We start from the raw sequence: 15,519 nt of genomic DNA, 5'->3' as shown, positions 1-15,519 counted from the left end.
GTGCCCACCTCCGCGGCACCGGGCGTGCCGCGGCCGGACATAGTCTCCGCGCATGATCATTTGGCGTGGGTTCGGATTCGTGGCGGTCATTCTCGGGGCACTCGGCTTTCTCGCCGGGACGGGGCTGAGCTCCCTGGTGTCCACCGACGGAGAGCTGAACGGGGCGATGATCGGGCTCGGTGTCCTGCTCGGTGGCGTGGCCACCTTCGCCCTCGGGTGGTACCTCAACGTCATCAACCCCGCGAAGAAGTCGCAGACGTGGGTCGAGCAGCGTCGGGCCGAGCTGAGCCACGCGGTGGCGAGCGGTCGCTTCCAGCCCGCCCCGGGTGTCGTGCCCTCCTCGCTGGCCGAGGCGCAGGTGCAGGCGGACATGATGCTCGACCAGGAGTCCACGGCCGTGACGCGCCGGCTGCGCAACATCCACACGCTGTTCTGGATCCCGATGCAGTGGTGGGGCGTCGTGTACGCGCTCATCGGCGTCGTCGTCGCCATCCTGCTGCTGGCCGGCTGAGGCCGACCCCAGCTCAGCGGGAGCGCTCCAGGGCGATCCCGGCCGCTGCCATCGCGGCGCGCGCCGTCTCGCCCTGGTCGGGTGAGACGGGCACCGTCAGGTCGGTGAGCACCCTGGTGCGCAGCCCCAGCCGGGCGGCGTCGAGCGCGGTCTCCTTGACGCAGTGCGACTCGGCGATCCCGACCACGTCCACGTGCGCGATCGCGTGGGCGGCCAGCAGCTCGGCCAACGGGCGGCCCGCGACATCCACTCCCTCGAAGCCCGAGTACGCGGCCTCGTAGCGTCCCTTCTTCACCGAGTGGTCCGGTGCGAGGTCCGCGAGCGCCGGGTGCAGCTCCGCCTCGTCGGAGCCGGCGAGGGCGTGCGGGGGCCAGGTGTCGACGAAGTCGGGGTGGTCGCTGAAGTGCGCCCCCGGATCGATGTGCCAGTCCTGGGTGGTGACGACGACGTCGTAGTCACCTCGGTGCGTCGCCGCGTAGGCGGCGACCCGGGCCGCGACGGCGTCGCCTCCCTCGACCGCGAGGGCGCCGCCCTCGCAGAAGGTCGGCTGCACGTCGACGACGAGGAGGGCGCGGTGGGTCGGGGGGTGGAGCTCCATCGTCGGCCTGACCTTCCGGTTGCGTCATACGTGGGGAGCAAGGGCTTCCTCCGAGCGTATGACGCAACGTCGGGCGGGTAGCCTGCTCGGTCATGGAGTTCCGCCGGATCAACGGCCTGCCGCCGTACGTGTTCACCATCATCGACGGGCTCAAGCTGGAGGCTCGCCGAGCCGGGCGGGACGTCGTCGACCTGGGGTTCGGGAACCCCGACCTGCCCAGCCCGCAGATCGCCGTCGACAAGCTGGCCGAGGCTGCCCAGAACACCCGCAACCACCGGTACTCCTCCTCACGCGGCATCCCGAACCTGCGCCTGGCGGTGGCGAACCTGTACCAGCGGCGGTTCGGTGTCACGCTCGACCCCGAGCAGGAGATCATCTCGACGATCGGCGCCAAGGAGGGCTTCAGCCACCTCATGTGGGTGCTGCTCAGCTCCGGTGATGCCGCCATCGTGCCGACACCGAGCTACCCGATCCACATCTGGGGACCGTACTTCGCCGGCGCCGACGCACGGCAGGTCCCGATCGGTGACGGCACCGACGGCGCGGGCTACATCGACCGGGTCATGGAGGCGTGGGATCTCGGCTGGCCCAAGCCCCGCGTCGTGGTGCTGAGCTTCCCGCACAACCCCACGACCACCACCGTGGAGCTGGCCGACCTGCAGCGCCTGGTGGACTGGGCGCGCGAGCGCGAGGTGGTGCTCGTGCACGACCTCGCCTACGCGGACATGTGCTTCGACGGCTGGCAGCCGCCGTCGATCATGCAGTGCGAGGGAGCGACCGAGGTCGCCGTCGAGCTGTACTCGATGACGAAGTCGTTCTCGATGGCCGGCTGGCGGGTGGCGTTCATGGTGGGCCGCCGGGACGTGATCAAGGCGCTGTCCCAGCTCAAGTCCTATCTGGACTACGGGACGTTCCAGCCGATCCAGATCGCTGCGACCGTCACCCTCAACGAGGCCACGGAGTACCCGGCGGAGCTGTCCGGGATCTACCAGTCGCGGCGCGACACGCTGGTGGACGGTCTGGCACGGATCGGGTGGGACATCCTCAAGCCGAAGGGCACGATGTTCGCCTGGGCGCGCATCCCTGAGGCGTACGCCGAGATGGACTCGATCGCGTTCGCCACCCACGTGGTCAACGAGTGCGACGTCGCGGTCTCGCCCGGCGTCGGGTTCGGTCCGGGCGGGGAGCGGTTCGTGCGGTTCGCGCTGATCGAGAACGAGCAGCGGATCGCCCAGGCCGTCCGCGGCCTCAAGCGCGGACTGACGCGGCTGTCATGACAGCGACGCGCACCTGTGCGCCCGCCACTGCTCGAGCTCGGCGCGGGTGTGCGCCGGCGGTGCGGTCGTGACGTCGGTCCCGGCGGAGGTCGCCGCGCTGCAGCCCCGCAGGATCGGGGCGCACACGTTCGACTTCGCCCGCCGCACCGCCGTGATGGCTGTGGTCAACCGCACCCCGGACTCCTTTTTCGACCGGGGCGCGACGTTCGCGCTGGACGCCGCGGTCGCGCAGGCGCTGCGGGCGGTCGAGGAGGGCGCCGACTGGGTCGACGTCGGCGGTCTCCCGTTCTCGCCGGACACGCCCGACGTCCCCGTGGCCGAGGAGCTCGACCGCGTGCTCCCGGTCGTCGAGGCGATCAGGGCGAGCTCCGACGTCGTGATCTCGGTCGACACCTATCGACCCGAGGTCGCCCAGGCCGTGCTCGACGGCGGAGCCGACGTGATCAACGACGTCATGGGTCTGCGCGTGGCCGGGCTGGGCGAGGTCGTGGCCGGCTCCGGCGCGACGATCGTCATCGCCCACTCGATCGGCCAGCCGCACCGGCATCACCGGGGGCCGCAGTACGAGGACGTGGTGGGCGAGGTCGTCGCCTACCTGACCGAGCGCGTCGAGCACGCGCGGGCGCTCGGGATCGCCGAGGACCGGATCGTCATCGACCCCGGTCACGACCTCAACAAGAACACCCTGCACACGCTCGAGATCACCCGGCGGCTGCGTGAGGTCGCCGCGATCGGGCTGCCGATGCTGGTGGCGCTGTCGAACAAGGACTTCGTGGGGGAGAGCATCGACCGGCCGCAGGGGGAGCGGTTGTCGGGCACCCTCGCCGCCACGGCCCTGTGCGTCGAGGCCGGCGCCCGGATCGTGCGCGCGCACCACGTGCCGGAGACCGTGGACGCCGTACGGATGACCGAGGCGGTGCTCGGGCTGCGCGCACCCGCCTACCTGCGGCACAACATCGACCCCGGAACCGACTGAGGTCGGCGACCTGATGTTCGACGACGCGACGCTGCTGGAGCACTACGCCGTGCCGGACCGGTCGGTGCCGTACCTGCGGGTGAACTTCGTGTCGAGCCTCGACGGCGCCGCCTGGCGGGACGGCCGCTCGGGCGGGCTCAACGACGCGTGGGACCAGCAGGTGTTCACGCTGCTGCGGCGGCTGACCGACGTGGTGATGGTGGGCGCGGGCACGATCCGTGCGGAGGGGTACGTCGGCGCGTTGCTGGCCGGGCCGGCGCAGCAGTGGCGCGTCGAGAACGGGTTGTCGGCTCACCCGCCGCTGGCGATCGTCTCCCACCGGCTCGACGTCGACCCGGCGAGCGAGGTCTTCACCAGCGCTCCGGAGCGGCCGCTGGTCATCACGCACCATGCAGCACCTCGCGAGCGGCGGGACGCGCTCGCGGAGGTGGCCGATCTCGTGGTCCATGGCCGGGACGCGGTCGACCTGGTCGCGGTCCGCGCCGAGCTGGCCGAGCGCGGGCTCCGGCACGTGCTGTGCGAGGGCGGACCGACGCTCTTCGGGTCGCTGATCGCCGCCGACGCGGTCGACGAGCTGTGCCTGACGCTCAGCCCGGTGCTGGAGTCCGGCGACGCCTCGCGGGTGGCGCGCGGGCCCCACCGCACGCTGCCGATGCGCCTGGCGCACGCGCTGCCGGGCGGGCCGATGCTGTTCCTGCGGTACCTGCGGGCCTGACCACGTCCGACGTCCAGCGGCTCCCGGTGTCGGTGTCACGCAGCCGGCTCGGTAGGCTCGCCGCACCATGACCGCACCTGCTCCTGACGGCGCCGAGCGCCCGCCGTTCTACATCACCACGGCCATCGCCTACCCGAACGGCGCCCCGCACATGGGCACGGCGTACGAGTACATCACCACCGACGTGCTCGCGCGGTTCAAGCGCCTCGACGGCTACGACGTCCGCCACCTCACCGGAACCGACGAGCACGGCATCAAGATGATGCAGACCGCGGATCGCCTCGGCATGACGCCGGCGGACTTCGCCCGCGGCAACTCCGACCGGTTCGAGGCGATGCAACGCGGCCTGGGCATCGACTTCGACCGCTTCATCCGCACCACCGACGCCGACCACATCGAGGCGAGCCAGGCGATCTGGCGCGCGATGGAGGCCAACGGCGACATCTACCTGGGCTCCTACTCCGGCTGGTACTCCGTGCGCGACGAGGCGTACTACACCGAGGACGAGACCGAGGTGCGCGAGGACGGCACGAGGGTCGCGACGCCGTCGGGCACGGAGGTGACCTGGACCGAGGAGCCGAGCTACTTCTTCCGGCTCTCGGCCTACGCCGACAGGCTGCTCGACCTCTACGAGGGGCGCCCGGAGTTCATCGCGCCGGACTTCCGCCGCAACGAGATGGTGCAGTTCGTGCGGTCCGGGCTGCGGGACCTGTCGATCTCACGCTCGACCTTCGACTGGGGCGTCCCGGTCCCCGACGACCCGGCGCACGTCATGTACGTGTGGGTGGACGCGCTGACGAACTACATCACCGGCGTCGGCTACCCGGACACCGAGAGCGCGGACTTCCGCCGCTACTGGCCCGCCGACGTGCACATCATCGGCAAGGACATCACCCGGTTCCACACGATCTTCTGGCCGGCGTTCCTCATGAGCGCGGGTATCGAGCCGCCGAAGCGCGTGTTCGTGCACGGGTTCCTCTACGACAAGGGGAAGAAGCTCAGCAAGTCCGAGGGTGGTTTCGTCGACCCGCTCGTCTTCGCCGAGACCTACGGTCTCGACCAGATGCGCTACTTCCTGTGCCGGGAGTTCACCTACGGCCAGGACGGCTCCTACAGCCACGAGGCCGTGGTCACCCGCATCAACGCCGACCTGGCTAACGAGCTCGGCAACCTCGCCCAGCGCTCGCTGAGCATGGTCGCGAAGAACCTCGACGGCGCGGTCCCCACGCCGGGCGAGCACACCGACGACGACCGGGCGCTGCTGGCCAGGCTGGAGCCGCTGCTGCCGTCGGCGCGCAGGCACATCGACGGTCAGCAGATCAGCGCCTACCTCGAGGAGCTGTGGTCGGTGCTGGGGGAGACCAACCGGTACTTCTCCGCGCAGGAGCCGTGGGTGCTGCGCAAGACCGACCCTGCCCGGATGGCGACCGTGCTGTCCGTGACGCTCGAGGTCGTGCGCACGGTGGCGATCCTGACCCAGCCCGTGATGCCGACGGCGTCCGGTCGCCTGCTCGCGCTCCTCGGCCTCCCCGAGGTGGTCCCGTTCTCGGAGCTGTCGACCGAGCTCGTCCCGGGCATGACGCTGCCCGCCCCGACCGGCGTCTTCCCCCGCCTGGACCCCTGACCGGTTTCACCGCACTTCCGACCCCGCTCCGGTTTCACCGCACTTTCGTGCGAGCGAGGCTGGGGTGGGGACTGGTCGGAAGTGCGGTGAAATCGGGAGAGTGTCGAAAGTGCGTTGAAATCGGGAGACGTCGAAAGTGCGGTGAAATCGAAGGAGGGGACATGGGGCGTAGGCGAGGGGAGTGGCCCGCGGAGCCGGAGGCGCTGCCGGGGCCTGTGGTCGACAACCACACGCACCTCGAGTCGATCTCCGAGGTGCTCGAGCCCGGCGTCGCCGACCCGGGAGTCGCCGCGCAGCTGCAGCGGGCTGCGGCGCTCGGGGTCGAGGCGGTGGTCCAGATCGGCTGCGACCTGGACTCCGCCGAGGTGAGCGTGCGCTGGGCGCACGAGCACCCGCAACTGGTGGCCGGCGTCGCGATCCACCCGAACGAGGCGGTGCTGCACGCCGGCGTGCGCGAGATCGCACCCGACGGGCTGGAGCCGGCACCGCTGCCGCGCCACGCGCGCTCGCTGGATGACGCGATCGCACGCATCGCCGAGCTGGCGCGCGATGAACGGGTTCGGACGGTGGGGGAGACCGGGCTCGACTTCTTCCGCGCCGGCGAGCAGGGCAGGGCGGTCCAGCGCGAGTCCTTCCGCGTCCACATCGCGCTGGCCAAGGAGCTCGGGCTGCCGATGCAGATCCACGACCGCGACGCCCACGCGGACGTCCTCGACGTGCTGACGCGCGACGGCGCCCCCGACGTCACGGTGTTCCACTGCTTCTCCGGCGACGCGGAGATGGCGGCCGAGTGCGCGCGCCGCGGCTACTACCTCTCGTTCGCCGGCCCGGTGACGTTCGGATCAGCTGACGAGGTCCGGGCCGCGGCAGCCGTGGTGCCCGCCTCCCAGCTGCTGGTCGAGACGGACGCCCCCTACCTCACGCCCGCGCCGCACCGTGGCGCGCCCAACGCCCCGTACCTGCTGCCGATCACCGTGCGGCGGCTCGCCGAGGTCCGCGGCGACGACCTCGGCGCCCTGTGCCGACAGCTGCGCGAGACCTCGCGGTCGCTCTACGGGGTCTGAAGCCGCCGTCGAAGGCCCGATCTCGACTGTGCAGGTGATGTGAAGGCGGACGTCGATCGGGTTCCCGGATGATCACAAATCGGTTACGGTGCCCTATCGGCCACGTTGGCCGGTGAGCCCCATCCCCAGACCGAAGGACACCCCCTCCAGTGCCCTCCGACAACGGGAGCGTGCCGAGCGTGCGCTCCGGAACCCGGCGAAGCCACCGCGCGGACACCCCCGCGGGTGCCTCGATCCCGCGACCGCTGCGGTACGTGCTCGGTGCGGGCGCGCTGGCCGTGGTGCTGGCGGGCTCGCTCTCGTTCGCGGACGCGAGCAGCAGCCCCAGCACCACCGGCGCCGACACCTCCGCGGACATCGCGGATGTCGCGGGTCGCGACGACGTGTGGGCACAGGTCTCCCGCAGCGACGGCACGCGTGAGCCGCTGCTGCTGGAGGCGGGCGAGCCGGTCGACTTCGCGGTCACGGTCGACGGCGCCACGGTCGAGCTCACCGGGTCGAGCAACCAGGCCCTCGCCGACGCCCTGATCGACGCCGGCATCGTCGTCGACCTCGACGATGTCGTCTCCGCGCCGATGGGTGAGGCTCCCGCCGAGGGCGCCGAGATCACCATCGAGCGCGTCGGCACCCACATCGAGGCCGAGGTCACCACCCTCCCGTTCGAGACGGTCGAGCAGCGCACCTCCCGGCTGCCCTCCGGCACGACCCAGGTCAAGACCGAGGGCGTCGAGGGCTCCGTGGTCACCACCTTCCAGGCGACCTACGCCGACGGCGAGGTCACCCAGCGCACCGAGCTCACCTCCGTGGTGGCGGCCCAGCCTGTCGACAAGGTCGTCCTCGTCGGCACCGGCTCGAACTCGTCCGGCTCCTCCGGCTCGAGCAGCAACGCGCCGATGCCCACCTACTCCGGCGCCGACCCGCGGTCGATCGCGCAGGAGCTGCTGGCGGCCTACGGCTGGGGCTCGGACCAGTGGAGCTGTCTGGACCGGCTCTGGCAGCGGGAGAGCAACTGGAACCCGCACGCGCAGAACCCGTCCTCGGGTGCGTACGGGATCCCGCAGTCGCTGCCGGGCTCGAAGATGGCGACCGCCGGCTCGGACTGGCGCACCAACCCGGCCACGCAGATCACGTGGGGGTTGAGGTACATCGAGGGCCGCTACGGCAGCCCGTGCGGAGCCTGGGGTCACAGTCAGTCGGTCGGCTGGTACTGAGCGAGGGCCTCGCACAGGTCCTCCACGACTCGCGTGATGCCACTCACACGCGCTTGGCAGAGATGTCACGATCTGGTTACGGTGGCCAACGGCTTCGCGCCACCAGCGTGCCCCGGGTCCGACCGATCCGCAGCGGCGCCCCTCAGCGAGACCGTACCGGCGTCTCGCGTGATCTCCCCAGGACACTGACGTGAGCACACCTGACCACGACCCGACCATGCCCGAGCAGCCCGAGCAGCCCGACGCCGTCGAGCCCTCCGCGGAGGAGACCTCGACCGCCGAGACGGCGAGCGAGCCCGAGCAGGCACCGGCAGCCGCGCCGCGCCGGAAGCGGCGCAAGCTGATGGCCGTCGGCGTCGCCGCCCTGCTGGCCGTCGGAGGTGGCGGCACCGCCGTCGCGACCGCGCACAAGACGGTGGAGGTGGACGTCGACGGCGAGAGCGTGAGCGTCTCGACCTTCGCGGGCTCGGTGGGCGGGATCCTCGAGGACCAGGGCATCACGATCGGTGAGCACGACCTCGTGGCTCCCGGTCTCGACGAGCCGCTGACCGACGGGGCCGAGGTGGTCGTGCGCTACGCCGACCAGATCCAGGTCACGCTCGACGGCGAGCCCGTCACCCTGTGGACCGTGGGCGAGACGACCGCGCAGGCGCTCGCCGACATCACGGCGAGCGGCCGCAGCGCCACCATGACCGCCTCGCGCAGCGAGGGCCGGCTCGCGCTCGACCTGCCGCTCGTGGCCGACGGCCCGGTCACGTTCGACGTCGACGGGGAGAGCCGCACGGTCGAGATCGAGGGCGTGGCCGACCTCGCGACCGCGCTGCTGCGGGCCGAGATCGAGATCGGCGCCGACGACCAGGTCAGCGTCGCCACCGCCGACGACGGCACGCCGGTCGTGACGATCACGCGGATCGCCACGCAGGAGGGCAGCCGCACCGAGTCCATCGACTTCGAGACCGTCAAGACCACCACCGACGAGCTGTACGAGGACCAGTCCCGCGTGGTCTCCGAGGGCGCCGAGGGTGTGCGCACCTTCACCTACGTCGAGTACCTGGTCAACGGCGAGATCGCCTCCAGCCGGCTGGTCGGAACCGCGGTGACCACCGAGCCGCAGGACCGCGTCATCGAGTACGGCACCGCCGAGCGCCCGGCGCCCGAGCCTGAGCCCGCCCCGGCCGCCAGCAGCGGCGGCGGCAGTGGCGGCGGCGGCGGTGGTGGCGGCGGCGGTGGCGGCGGTGGCGGCACCGTGAGCGGTGACGTCTGGGCCGCGCTCGCCCAGTGCGAGTCCGGCGGCAACCCCAGCACCAACACCGGCAACGGCTACTACGGCATGTACCAGTTCTCGCTGGGCACCTGGCAGTCGGTGGGCGGCAGCGGCCTGCCCTCGGAGGCCAGCGCCGCCGAGCAGACCGAGCGGGCGCAGATCCTGCAGGCTCGTTCGGGTTGGGGCCAGTGGCCCCACTGCTCCTCCAAGCTCGGCCTGCGCTGACCCAGCCGCCGCCCGCGCGGCTCTCGTAGCGCAGCGCGGTTCTCGTAGCGTGCACCGTACGAGAACCGCGCCCGGCTACGAGAACCACGCCGGGCGACCACGCCGGCGCCACCTGCCGCGATCTGCGGGATGTGGCAGGCTCACGGCGTGACACCGAGCGAGCAGGCCACCCCCGAGGCAGGGCTGCTGACCCCGTCGGACGTGCGTGCGCTGGCGGAGCGCCTGGACGTGCGTCCCACCAAGTCGCTCGGGCAGAACTTCGTGGTCGACGGCGGCACGATCCGCCGGATCGTGCGCGCGGCGGAGGTCACCGCGCAGGACCGGGTCCTCGAGGTCGGCCCCGGGCTCGGCTCGCTGACGCTGGGCCTGCTCGCCACGGGCGCCGACGTGGTGGCGGTCGAGATCGACGGCCGCCTCGCAGCCGCGCTGCCGGGCACGGTCGCTGCGGCGGCCCCCGATGCCGCGGCACGCCTGCAGGTGGTGCACGCCGACGCGATGACGATCGGTGCCGATCACCCGGCGCTCGGTGAGCCGACGACCCTCGTGGCGAACCTCCCGTACAACGTGGCGGTGCCCGTGCTGCTGCACGCGCTCGCCACGCTGCCCTCGCTCGCCAGCGCCCTGGTGATGGTGCAGGCCGAGGTCGCCGACCGGCTGGCCGCACCGCCCGGTTCGCGGACCTACGGCGTGCCCTCGGCCAAGGCCGCCTGGTACGCGCACGCCACCCGGGCCGGAAGCGTCGGCCGCTCGGTGTTCTGGCCAGTGCCGAACGTCGACTCTGCGCTCGTGCGGCTGGTACGGCGCGAGCCACCGACCACGACCGCGACGCGCGAGGCGACCTTCGCCGTCGTCGACGCCGCCTTCGCCCAGCGTCGCAAGACGCTGCGGGCGGCCCTGACCGGGTGGGCAGGATCGCCCGTGCGGGCGGAGGCCGCGCTGCGGGCCGCCGGCATCGACCCCGGGCTGCGCGGGGAGCGGCTCGACATCACCCAGTTCGCCGCGATCGCCGAGCAGCAGGACCTGCGCGCATGACGCCCTCCCGCAGCGTGCACGTGCGCGCGCCGGGCAAGATCAACGTCGCGCTACGGGTGGGGTCGGCGCGCGCCGACGGGTACCACCCGCTGGCCACCGTGTTCCAGGCGGTCACGCTGTACGAGGACGTCGTCGCGGAGGAGGCGGAGACGATCTCGCTGACGGTCACCGGCCGCGGCGCCGACCGCGTCCCCACCGACTCCTCGAACCTGGCCTGGCGCGCGGCACGGCTGCTCGCTGACGCCACGGGCACCGACGCCGGCGCCCACCTGCGGATCACGAAGGGCGTCCCCACCGCCGGTGGCATGGCGGGTGGATCCGCCGACGCCGCCGCCGCCCTGCTCGCGTGCGACCTGCTCTGGCACACCGGGCTCGCCCGCGAGGAGCTCGGCGAGCTTGCTGCCGAGCTGGGCGCGGACGTCCCGTTCGCGCTGACCGGCCAGACGGCGGTCGGGGTGGGCCGTGGCGACGTGCTCACGCCCGCGCTCGCGCGGGGCCGGTTCACCTGGGTGCTCGCGCTGTCGGACCAGGGGCTCTCGACGCCGGAGGTCTTCCGGGCCTGGGACGCCCAGAACCCGGACCCGGTGCCGGTGCCCGAGATCGATGCCGAGCTCATGCACGCGCTCGTGGCCGGTGACCCCCACGGGGTGGCACGACACCTCGTCAACGACCTGCAGCCGGCCGCGATCGCGCTGCTGCCGACGCTGCAGGACGTCGTCGACGCCTTCGAGGAGACCGCGGCGCTGGCGGCCATCGTCTCCGGCAGCGGCCCGACCGTCGCGGCACTGGCTGCCCGACCCGAGGACGCCGCCGAGATCGCAGCCTACGTGGCAGCCGCGGGGGTGGCGAGCGACGTCCTCGTCGTCAGCGGGCCCGCCCTCGGCGCCCGCCTGGTCGAGAGCGTGGTCTCGGACCCCGACTGAGGTCGCCGCGCGGCGCCCGGTCTCAGTGCTGGTCGAAGGGGCGCATCAAGGCGCGGAGGGTGTCCGTGAGCGCCGCGCGCTCCGTCGGCTCGACCGTGGCCAGCAGCGCGCTCTCACGGTCCAGGAGATCTGACATCACGTCGTCGACGGCGGTCATGCCCGGTTCGGTGAGCCGCACCACCACGACCCGGCGGTCACCCGGGTGCCCGTGCCGTTCGACCAGGCCGGCCGCCACGAGCCGGTCGACCCGGTTCGTCATCGTTCCCGAGGAGACCAGCGTCTGCGACATCAGCACCCCAGGCGTCAGCTCGTAGGGCGCACCGGCGCGGCGCAGGGCCGAGAGCACGTCGAAGGACCACGGCTCGAGGCCGCGCGAGGCGAACGCCGCCCGCCGGGCCAGCTCCAGGTGCCGCGCGAGCCGCGAGATCCGGGAGAACACGTGCAGCGGTGCGGGGTCGAGATCGGGGCGTTCCCGCCGCCAGGCGTCGACGATCCTGTCGACCTCGTCCTCCATGGAGGTTGAGGGTACGTGAGAGGGCGTGCATGGTGGAGACATGGTGCTGCACAGCGACGCGTTCTATGACGGCGACCAGCAGACCGGAGTGCTGCTGCGCGACGAACGGGAGGGTCAGCTCGCCACGTTCGTCTCCTTCGTGCTCGACGGCGGAGCGATCTATCGGGCGGAGCAGGTCACCGGGCTGGGAGAGGCGCCGGCGGGCTGGACCAGCTTCCGTTTCAGCGAGGCCACGACCGGCGTGGTGACGTTGGGCGTGCAGGACGCGGCGGGCGTGAGCGTGGGCGGTGTGCTGCTGGAGGCCGGCGCCGTGCCCTCCTACCTCGGCTGGCGGATCCTCGTCGACCTCGCTCGTCGCGGTGGCGAGCGCGTGGCCTTCCGGCAGCTCGACGAGCACGGGGACCCGGAGGTCCACGACGCCGAGCTCGTCGACCGCGGCATCGAGGCGATCGCGATCCCGGGGCTGGATCTGCCGGCGGCGCGCCGCTACGACCTCCTGCTCGACGGCGGGCCGTACACCTCGTTCTGGTGGGACGGTCAGCACGTGGTGGCCAGCGACTGGACCGCCGGATCGATGTCGGTGCGGGCCGAGGGCCTGGAGCCGGCGCTGGCGGGCTGCCCCGTGCGGGTGGCCGAGCTGGCGCGCAGCTGGGTGGCGGGACGCCCCCGATGAGGCGTTGAGGCTAGTCGGCCTGGCGGGTCTGCCAGGTCCGGGACAGCTCCGGCTCGGGCTCGATGTCGCGCAGCCCGTTCCAGGCGAGGTTGACCAGATGCGCGGCGACCTCCGCCTTGCCGGGCGTGCGGGTCTCCAGCCACCACTGGCCGGTCAGCGCGATCATCCCGACGAGCATCTGCGCGTACATCGGGGCGTGCTCCACCGCCAGACCCTGGCGCATGAACTGCGCCGTGAGGATGTGCTCGACCTGGCTGGCCACGTCGCCGATCAGCGAGGAGAAGGTCCCGGTCGCCTGTGCCACGGGTGAGTCACGGACGAGGATGCGGAACCCGTCCGTGTGCTCCTCGATGTAGTCCAGCAGCGCGAACGCGGCGGCCTCGACCGTGACCTTCGGGTGGCCGCGGCGCGAGAGCGCCGAGGTCAGCGCATCCATCAGCAGCTCGACCTCGCGGTCGACGATGACCGCGTACAGACCTTCCTTGCCGCCGAAGTGCTCGTACACGACCGGCTTGGACACCTGCGCCCGCACGGCGATCTCCTCGACGCTGGTGGCGTCGAACCCCTTCTCGGCGAACAGCGCGCGGCCGACCGTGAGCAGCTGCTCGCGCCGCTGCTTGCCCGTCATGCGTGGACGGCGCGTGGTCTCGGTCACGCGGCCATCATGCCTCAGACGCCGGTCGGCTCAGGGGACCAGACCCGCCCCAGCCGGCACTGACATCAAAGAATATGTTCAACATATGAGAAATCGTGAGCTGACGCCACGACGATGGGGCAACGTAGAAGCGTCAACGATGACCGCGACACCACGAGGTGAGCTCTGAGATGGTTTCTCGACGTACGTTTCTCTCCGCAGCCGGGCTGGCGACCGGGTCGGCTGCGACCGTCTGGCTCGATCCGACCGCGCCCCCGGCAACCGCAGGCGGCCACGGCGGTCGAGGCGGCCTGAGCTGGCGTCGCGGGCGCCTGCTGCCGCGTTTCGCCCGACCCAAGCTGCTGCAGATCGCCGACATCGAGCCGCTCACCGGTGACGAGCAGCTGCTGCTCGGCACGCTGCAGGGCGTCGTGAACCGGCGCCGACCCGAGCTCTACCTCTACTACGACCAGGCAGACCGCGCGTGGCCGGAGGCGCTGGACGTCCCGCAGCGCACGGTGTCCGACCCGCTCTCGCTCCTGGACGACTACCTCGACCGTGCCGCCGGCGCCATCGTCTACGACCCCGACGTCCGCGAGTCGATCAACGTCGCGACCACGCTGGCCGGGCTGCGCGGCGCCGTCGTCGCCTCGCCGGACCTGGCGCAGGCCCACGGGCTCGACGTCGTGGAGGACCTGCGGGGCCAGTTCACCGGATGGTCGAAGGTCGACGTCTACCGGTGGCAGCTGGAGCAGCTGTGGCCGGACTGCGAGCAGCGGCTCATCACCGGTCTGCCGCCGACGCGCGTCGTCGAGGTCGAGGACGTGACCTGGCGCGAGGTCGCCCGCGAGAGCGAGCAGGTCCGCGACGAGTCGAACCGTGGCGTCTACACCCTCGACCTGTCGCCGGACCTGGGCGACGAGGCGGTCTACGTGCGCTTCGGCGACGCGTTCGACAACGACGGCTGGGGCGCGTCGGTCGCCTCGGTGCGAGTCGTCGCCGACGGCGTCGATGTCAGCTCGTTCACGCCCGGCAGCCCAGAGGAGGCCGAGCACCTGCTCGAGGGCGGCGGCTCCTCGGTCGGTGGCCAGAACAACCGGTTCGCCGACGGCGGCAACTTCTTCGTGTACCGCGTGGTGCCGCCGGAGGGGACCCAGAGCCTGCAGCTGGTCGTCGAGATGTGGAACCAGTACGTCGTCAGCGCCACGACCACCGCGCCCATCCGGGTCGAGCCGTTCACGATCTTCCGCGACTACGTCGTCGCGACCCAGGCGATGGTCGTGTGGCTCGACCCCAACGGGGAGGAGGGAGAGCTGCTGACCGAGATCATGGCGGACACCCGCGCGACGACGCCCTACCTCGGCTGGTTCTCCAACGACGTCGCCGGCGAGTGGGGCGGGGTCGACCTCGCGGCCACCCAGAGCGTGGAGGTGCTGCCGGCGGACTACTTCGCCAACGGCAGCGTGCTCGGCGGCGTCCCTGCTCGGATCGACTCGCGGCCCCCGCGGGTGTCGCGGCGCAGTCTCGAGAACACCGTGTACGTCACGATGACCGTGGGCGAGGGGGACAACCTCCAGTACTGCCAGCGGTACATGCGCACGCTGTGGGACGACCCCGCGCGGGGTGAGGCCCCCACGAACTGGACGATCAGCCCGGTGCTCGCGGACGCGGCGCCGTCGATCTACCGCTACTACCAGCAGACCGCGACCGAGAACGACCTGCTGATCTGCGGACCCTCGGGAGCCGGCTACACCTACGGCGGGTCGTGGCCGGAGGCCGACCTCGACGCGTACACGGCGCTGACCGGTCGGTACCTGAAGGAGACCGGGCTCGATCTGGTCTATGCGTACAACAACCGCGACGACGAGGGCTGGATCCCGATCGGCGGCACGGTGCTGGAGTCCTACCGCCGCAACACCGAGCTGCGTGGCATCTTCCAGTCGTGGGAGGGCGGAGGGGTCATCGCCGGTGGGCCGCTGCCGGTGGTCGGACACCTCAACGCGCCCGGTGACGGCGCCGAGTACAAGGCCGCCCTCGACGACTACATCGCCGACTGGGACGGCACCCGGCCCTGGTTCGTCTCGGCGGGCATCCTGGCGTGGAACCAGGGGCCGGCGGAGATCGCCGAGCTGCACCGGTTGCTGGTCGAGGACGGCCGGTACACCGTGGTGCTGGGCAACACGTTCTTCGACCTGCTCCGCCGTGTGGACGACCCGCAGCCGCCGGCAGCCGAGCGGGGCTGATCGTCGGCAGGGTCGCCGCCGCTCATCCTCGACAC

Annotated in this window: 15 protein-coding genes; 12 read left to right on the top strand and 3 right to left on the bottom strand. The window is 71.8% G+C overall.

Annotated features, from left to right (window positions below; translation table 11 throughout):
• Positions 1–52 precede the first annotated feature (52 nt).
• The gene (locus tag GPA04_RS17335; RefSeq protein WP_156225454.1) at positions 53–511 is read left to right on the top strand and encodes a transcriptional accessory protein; all 459 of its coding nucleotides are present in this window, start codon (positions 53–55) and stop codon (positions 509–511) included.
• A 13-nt stretch (positions 512–524) separates the two neighbouring features.
• Here the strand turns inward: GPA04_RS17335 and GPA04_RS17330 are convergent, their stop codons facing one another.
• Positions 525–1,109, bottom strand: coding sequence for an isochorismatase family protein (locus tag GPA04_RS17330; RefSeq protein WP_156225453.1), 585 nt, complete (start codon positions 1,107–1,109; stop codon positions 525–527).
• Positions 1,110–1,201: 92 nt separating this feature from the next.
• Between GPA04_RS17330 and GPA04_RS17325 the strand changes: the two genes are divergently transcribed.
• From GPA04_RS17325 to GPA04_RS17285, 9 genes are all read left to right on the top strand, one after another.
• Positions 1,202–2,386 (top strand): aminotransferase class I/II-fold pyridoxal phosphate-dependent enzyme, encoded by a 1,185-nt coding sequence (locus GPA04_RS17325; protein WP_156225452.1) that lies wholly within the window; start codon positions 1,202–1,204, stop codon positions 2,384–2,386.
• Between the two features lie 67 nt (positions 2,387–2,453).
• A complete protein-coding gene (gene folP / locus GPA04_RS17320; protein WP_241680879.1) occupies positions 2,454–3,362 on the top strand; it encodes a dihydropteroate synthase in 909 nt (302 codons plus the stop codon).
• 13 nt (positions 3,363–3,375) lie between these two features.
• Complete coding sequence (locus tag GPA04_RS17315) at positions 3,376–4,077, top strand: pyrimidine reductase family protein (protein ID WP_156225451.1); 702 nt, start codon at positions 3,376–3,378, stop codon at positions 4,075–4,077.
• Positions 4,078–4,144: 67 nt separating this feature from the next.
• Complete coding sequence (metG, locus tag GPA04_RS17310; RefSeq protein ID WP_156225450.1) at positions 4,145–5,701, top strand: methionine--tRNA ligase; 1,557 nt, start codon at positions 4,145–4,147, stop codon at positions 5,699–5,701.
• A 161-nt stretch (positions 5,702–5,862) separates the two neighbouring features.
• A complete protein-coding gene (locus tag GPA04_RS17305; protein ID WP_156225449.1) occupies positions 5,863–6,765 on the top strand; it encodes a TatD family hydrolase in 903 nt (300 codons plus the stop codon).
• A 179-nt stretch (positions 6,766–6,944) separates the two neighbouring features.
• Positions 6,945–7,976, top strand: a complete 1,032-nt coding sequence (locus GPA04_RS21385) for a resuscitation-promoting factor (RefSeq protein WP_241680878.1) — start codon at positions 6,945–6,947, stop codon at positions 7,974–7,976.
• 190 nt (positions 7,977–8,166) lie between these two features.
• Positions 8,167–9,465 (top strand): resuscitation-promoting factor, encoded by a 1,299-nt coding sequence (locus tag GPA04_RS21455; RefSeq protein ID WP_156225448.1) that lies wholly within the window; start codon positions 8,167–8,169, stop codon positions 9,463–9,465.
• Between the two features lie 129 nt (positions 9,466–9,594).
• Positions 9,595–10,497: a 16S rRNA (adenine(1518)-N(6)/adenine(1519)-N(6))-dimethyltransferase RsmA gene (gene rsmA / locus GPA04_RS17290; protein WP_156225447.1), complete on the top strand. Its 903-nt coding sequence runs from the start codon at positions 9,595–9,597 to the stop codon at positions 10,495–10,497.
• A complete protein-coding gene (locus tag GPA04_RS17285) occupies positions 10,494–11,420 on the top strand; it encodes a 4-(cytidine 5'-diphospho)-2-C-methyl-D-erythritol kinase (protein WP_156225446.1) in 927 nt (308 codons plus the stop codon). Before rsmA ends, GPA04_RS17285 begins: the two co-directional genes overlap by 4 nt.
• 22 nt (positions 11,421–11,442) lie before the next feature.
• Here the strand turns inward: GPA04_RS17285 and GPA04_RS17280 are convergent, their stop codons facing one another.
• Positions 11,443–11,934: a MarR family winged helix-turn-helix transcriptional regulator gene (locus tag GPA04_RS17280; protein ID WP_156225445.1), complete on the bottom strand. Its 492-nt coding sequence runs from the start codon at positions 11,932–11,934 to the stop codon at positions 11,443–11,445.
• Positions 11,935–11,974: 40 nt separating this feature from the next.
• Between GPA04_RS17280 and GPA04_RS17275 the strand changes: the two genes are divergently transcribed.
• Positions 11,975–12,607, top strand: a complete 633-nt coding sequence (locus GPA04_RS17275; RefSeq protein ID WP_156225444.1) for a hypothetical protein — start codon at positions 11,975–11,977, stop codon at positions 12,605–12,607.
• Between the two features lie 10 nt (positions 12,608–12,617).
• Here the strand turns inward: GPA04_RS17275 and GPA04_RS17270 are convergent, their stop codons facing one another.
• On the bottom strand, positions 12,618–13,235 hold the full coding sequence (locus tag GPA04_RS17270) for a TetR/AcrR family transcriptional regulator (protein WP_156225486.1): 618 nt from the start codon (positions 13,233–13,235) through the stop codon (positions 12,618–12,620).
• 197 nt (positions 13,236–13,432) lie between these two features.
• On the opposite strand from GPA04_RS17270, the gene GPA04_RS17265 reads away from it, so the two are divergent.
• Positions 13,433–15,484 (top strand): GxGYxYP domain-containing protein, encoded by a 2,052-nt coding sequence (locus tag GPA04_RS17265; RefSeq protein ID WP_156225443.1) that lies wholly within the window; start codon positions 13,433–13,435, stop codon positions 15,482–15,484.
• Positions 15,485–15,519: the final 35 nt, after the last annotated feature.

The organism is Pseudactinotalea suaedae (genome assembly GCF_009733815.1).
Taxonomy (GTDB): Bacteria; Actinomycetota; Actinomycetes; order Actinomycetales; family Beutenbergiaceae; genus Pseudactinotalea; species Pseudactinotalea suaedae.
This window is presented reverse-complemented; position numbering and strand designations above follow the sequence as displayed.

Excerpts from the sequence above, each read along its gene's own strand:
- GPA04_RS17315 (WP_156225451.1), top strand. The coding sequence starts at position 3,376 with ATGTTCGACGACGCGACGCTGCTGGAGCACTACGCCGTGCCGGACCGG.
- GPA04_RS17305 (WP_156225449.1), top strand. The coding sequence starts at position 5,863 with ATGGGGCGTAGGCGAGGGGAGTGGCCCGCGGAGCCGGAGGCGCTGCCG.
- metG (WP_156225450.1), top strand. The coding sequence starts at position 4,145 with ATGACCGCACCTGCTCCTGACGGCGCCGAGCGCCCGCCGTTCTACATC.
- GPA04_RS17335 (WP_156225454.1), top strand. The coding sequence starts at position 53 with ATGATCATTTGGCGTGGGTTCGGATTCGTGGCGGTCATTCTCGGGGCA.
- rsmA (WP_156225447.1), top strand. The coding sequence starts at position 9,595 with ATGTGGCAGGCTCACGGCGTGACACCGAGCGAGCAGGCCACCCCCGAG.
- GPA04_RS17330 (WP_156225453.1), bottom strand. The coding sequence starts at position 1,109 with ATGGAGCTCCACCCCCCGACCCACCGCGCCCTCCTCGTCGTCGACGTG.
- GPA04_RS17265 (WP_156225443.1), top strand. The coding sequence starts at position 13,433 with ATGGTTTCTCGACGTACGTTTCTCTCCGCAGCCGGGCTGGCGACCGGG.
- GPA04_RS17270 (WP_156225486.1), bottom strand. The coding sequence starts at position 13,235 with ATGACGGGCAAGCAGCGGCGCGAGCAGCTGCTCACGGTCGGCCGCGCG.
- GPA04_RS17275 (WP_156225444.1), top strand. The coding sequence starts at position 11,975 with ATGGTGCTGCACAGCGACGCGTTCTATGACGGCGACCAGCAGACCGGA.
- GPA04_RS17280 (WP_156225445.1), bottom strand. The coding sequence starts at position 11,934 with ATGGAGGACGAGGTCGACAGGATCGTCGACGCCTGGCGGCGGGAACGC.
- GPA04_RS17325 (WP_156225452.1), top strand. The coding sequence starts at position 1,202 with ATGGAGTTCCGCCGGATCAACGGCCTGCCGCCGTACGTGTTCACCATC.
- GPA04_RS17285 (WP_156225446.1), top strand. The coding sequence starts at position 10,494 with ATGACGCCCTCCCGCAGCGTGCACGTGCGCGCGCCGGGCAAGATCAAC.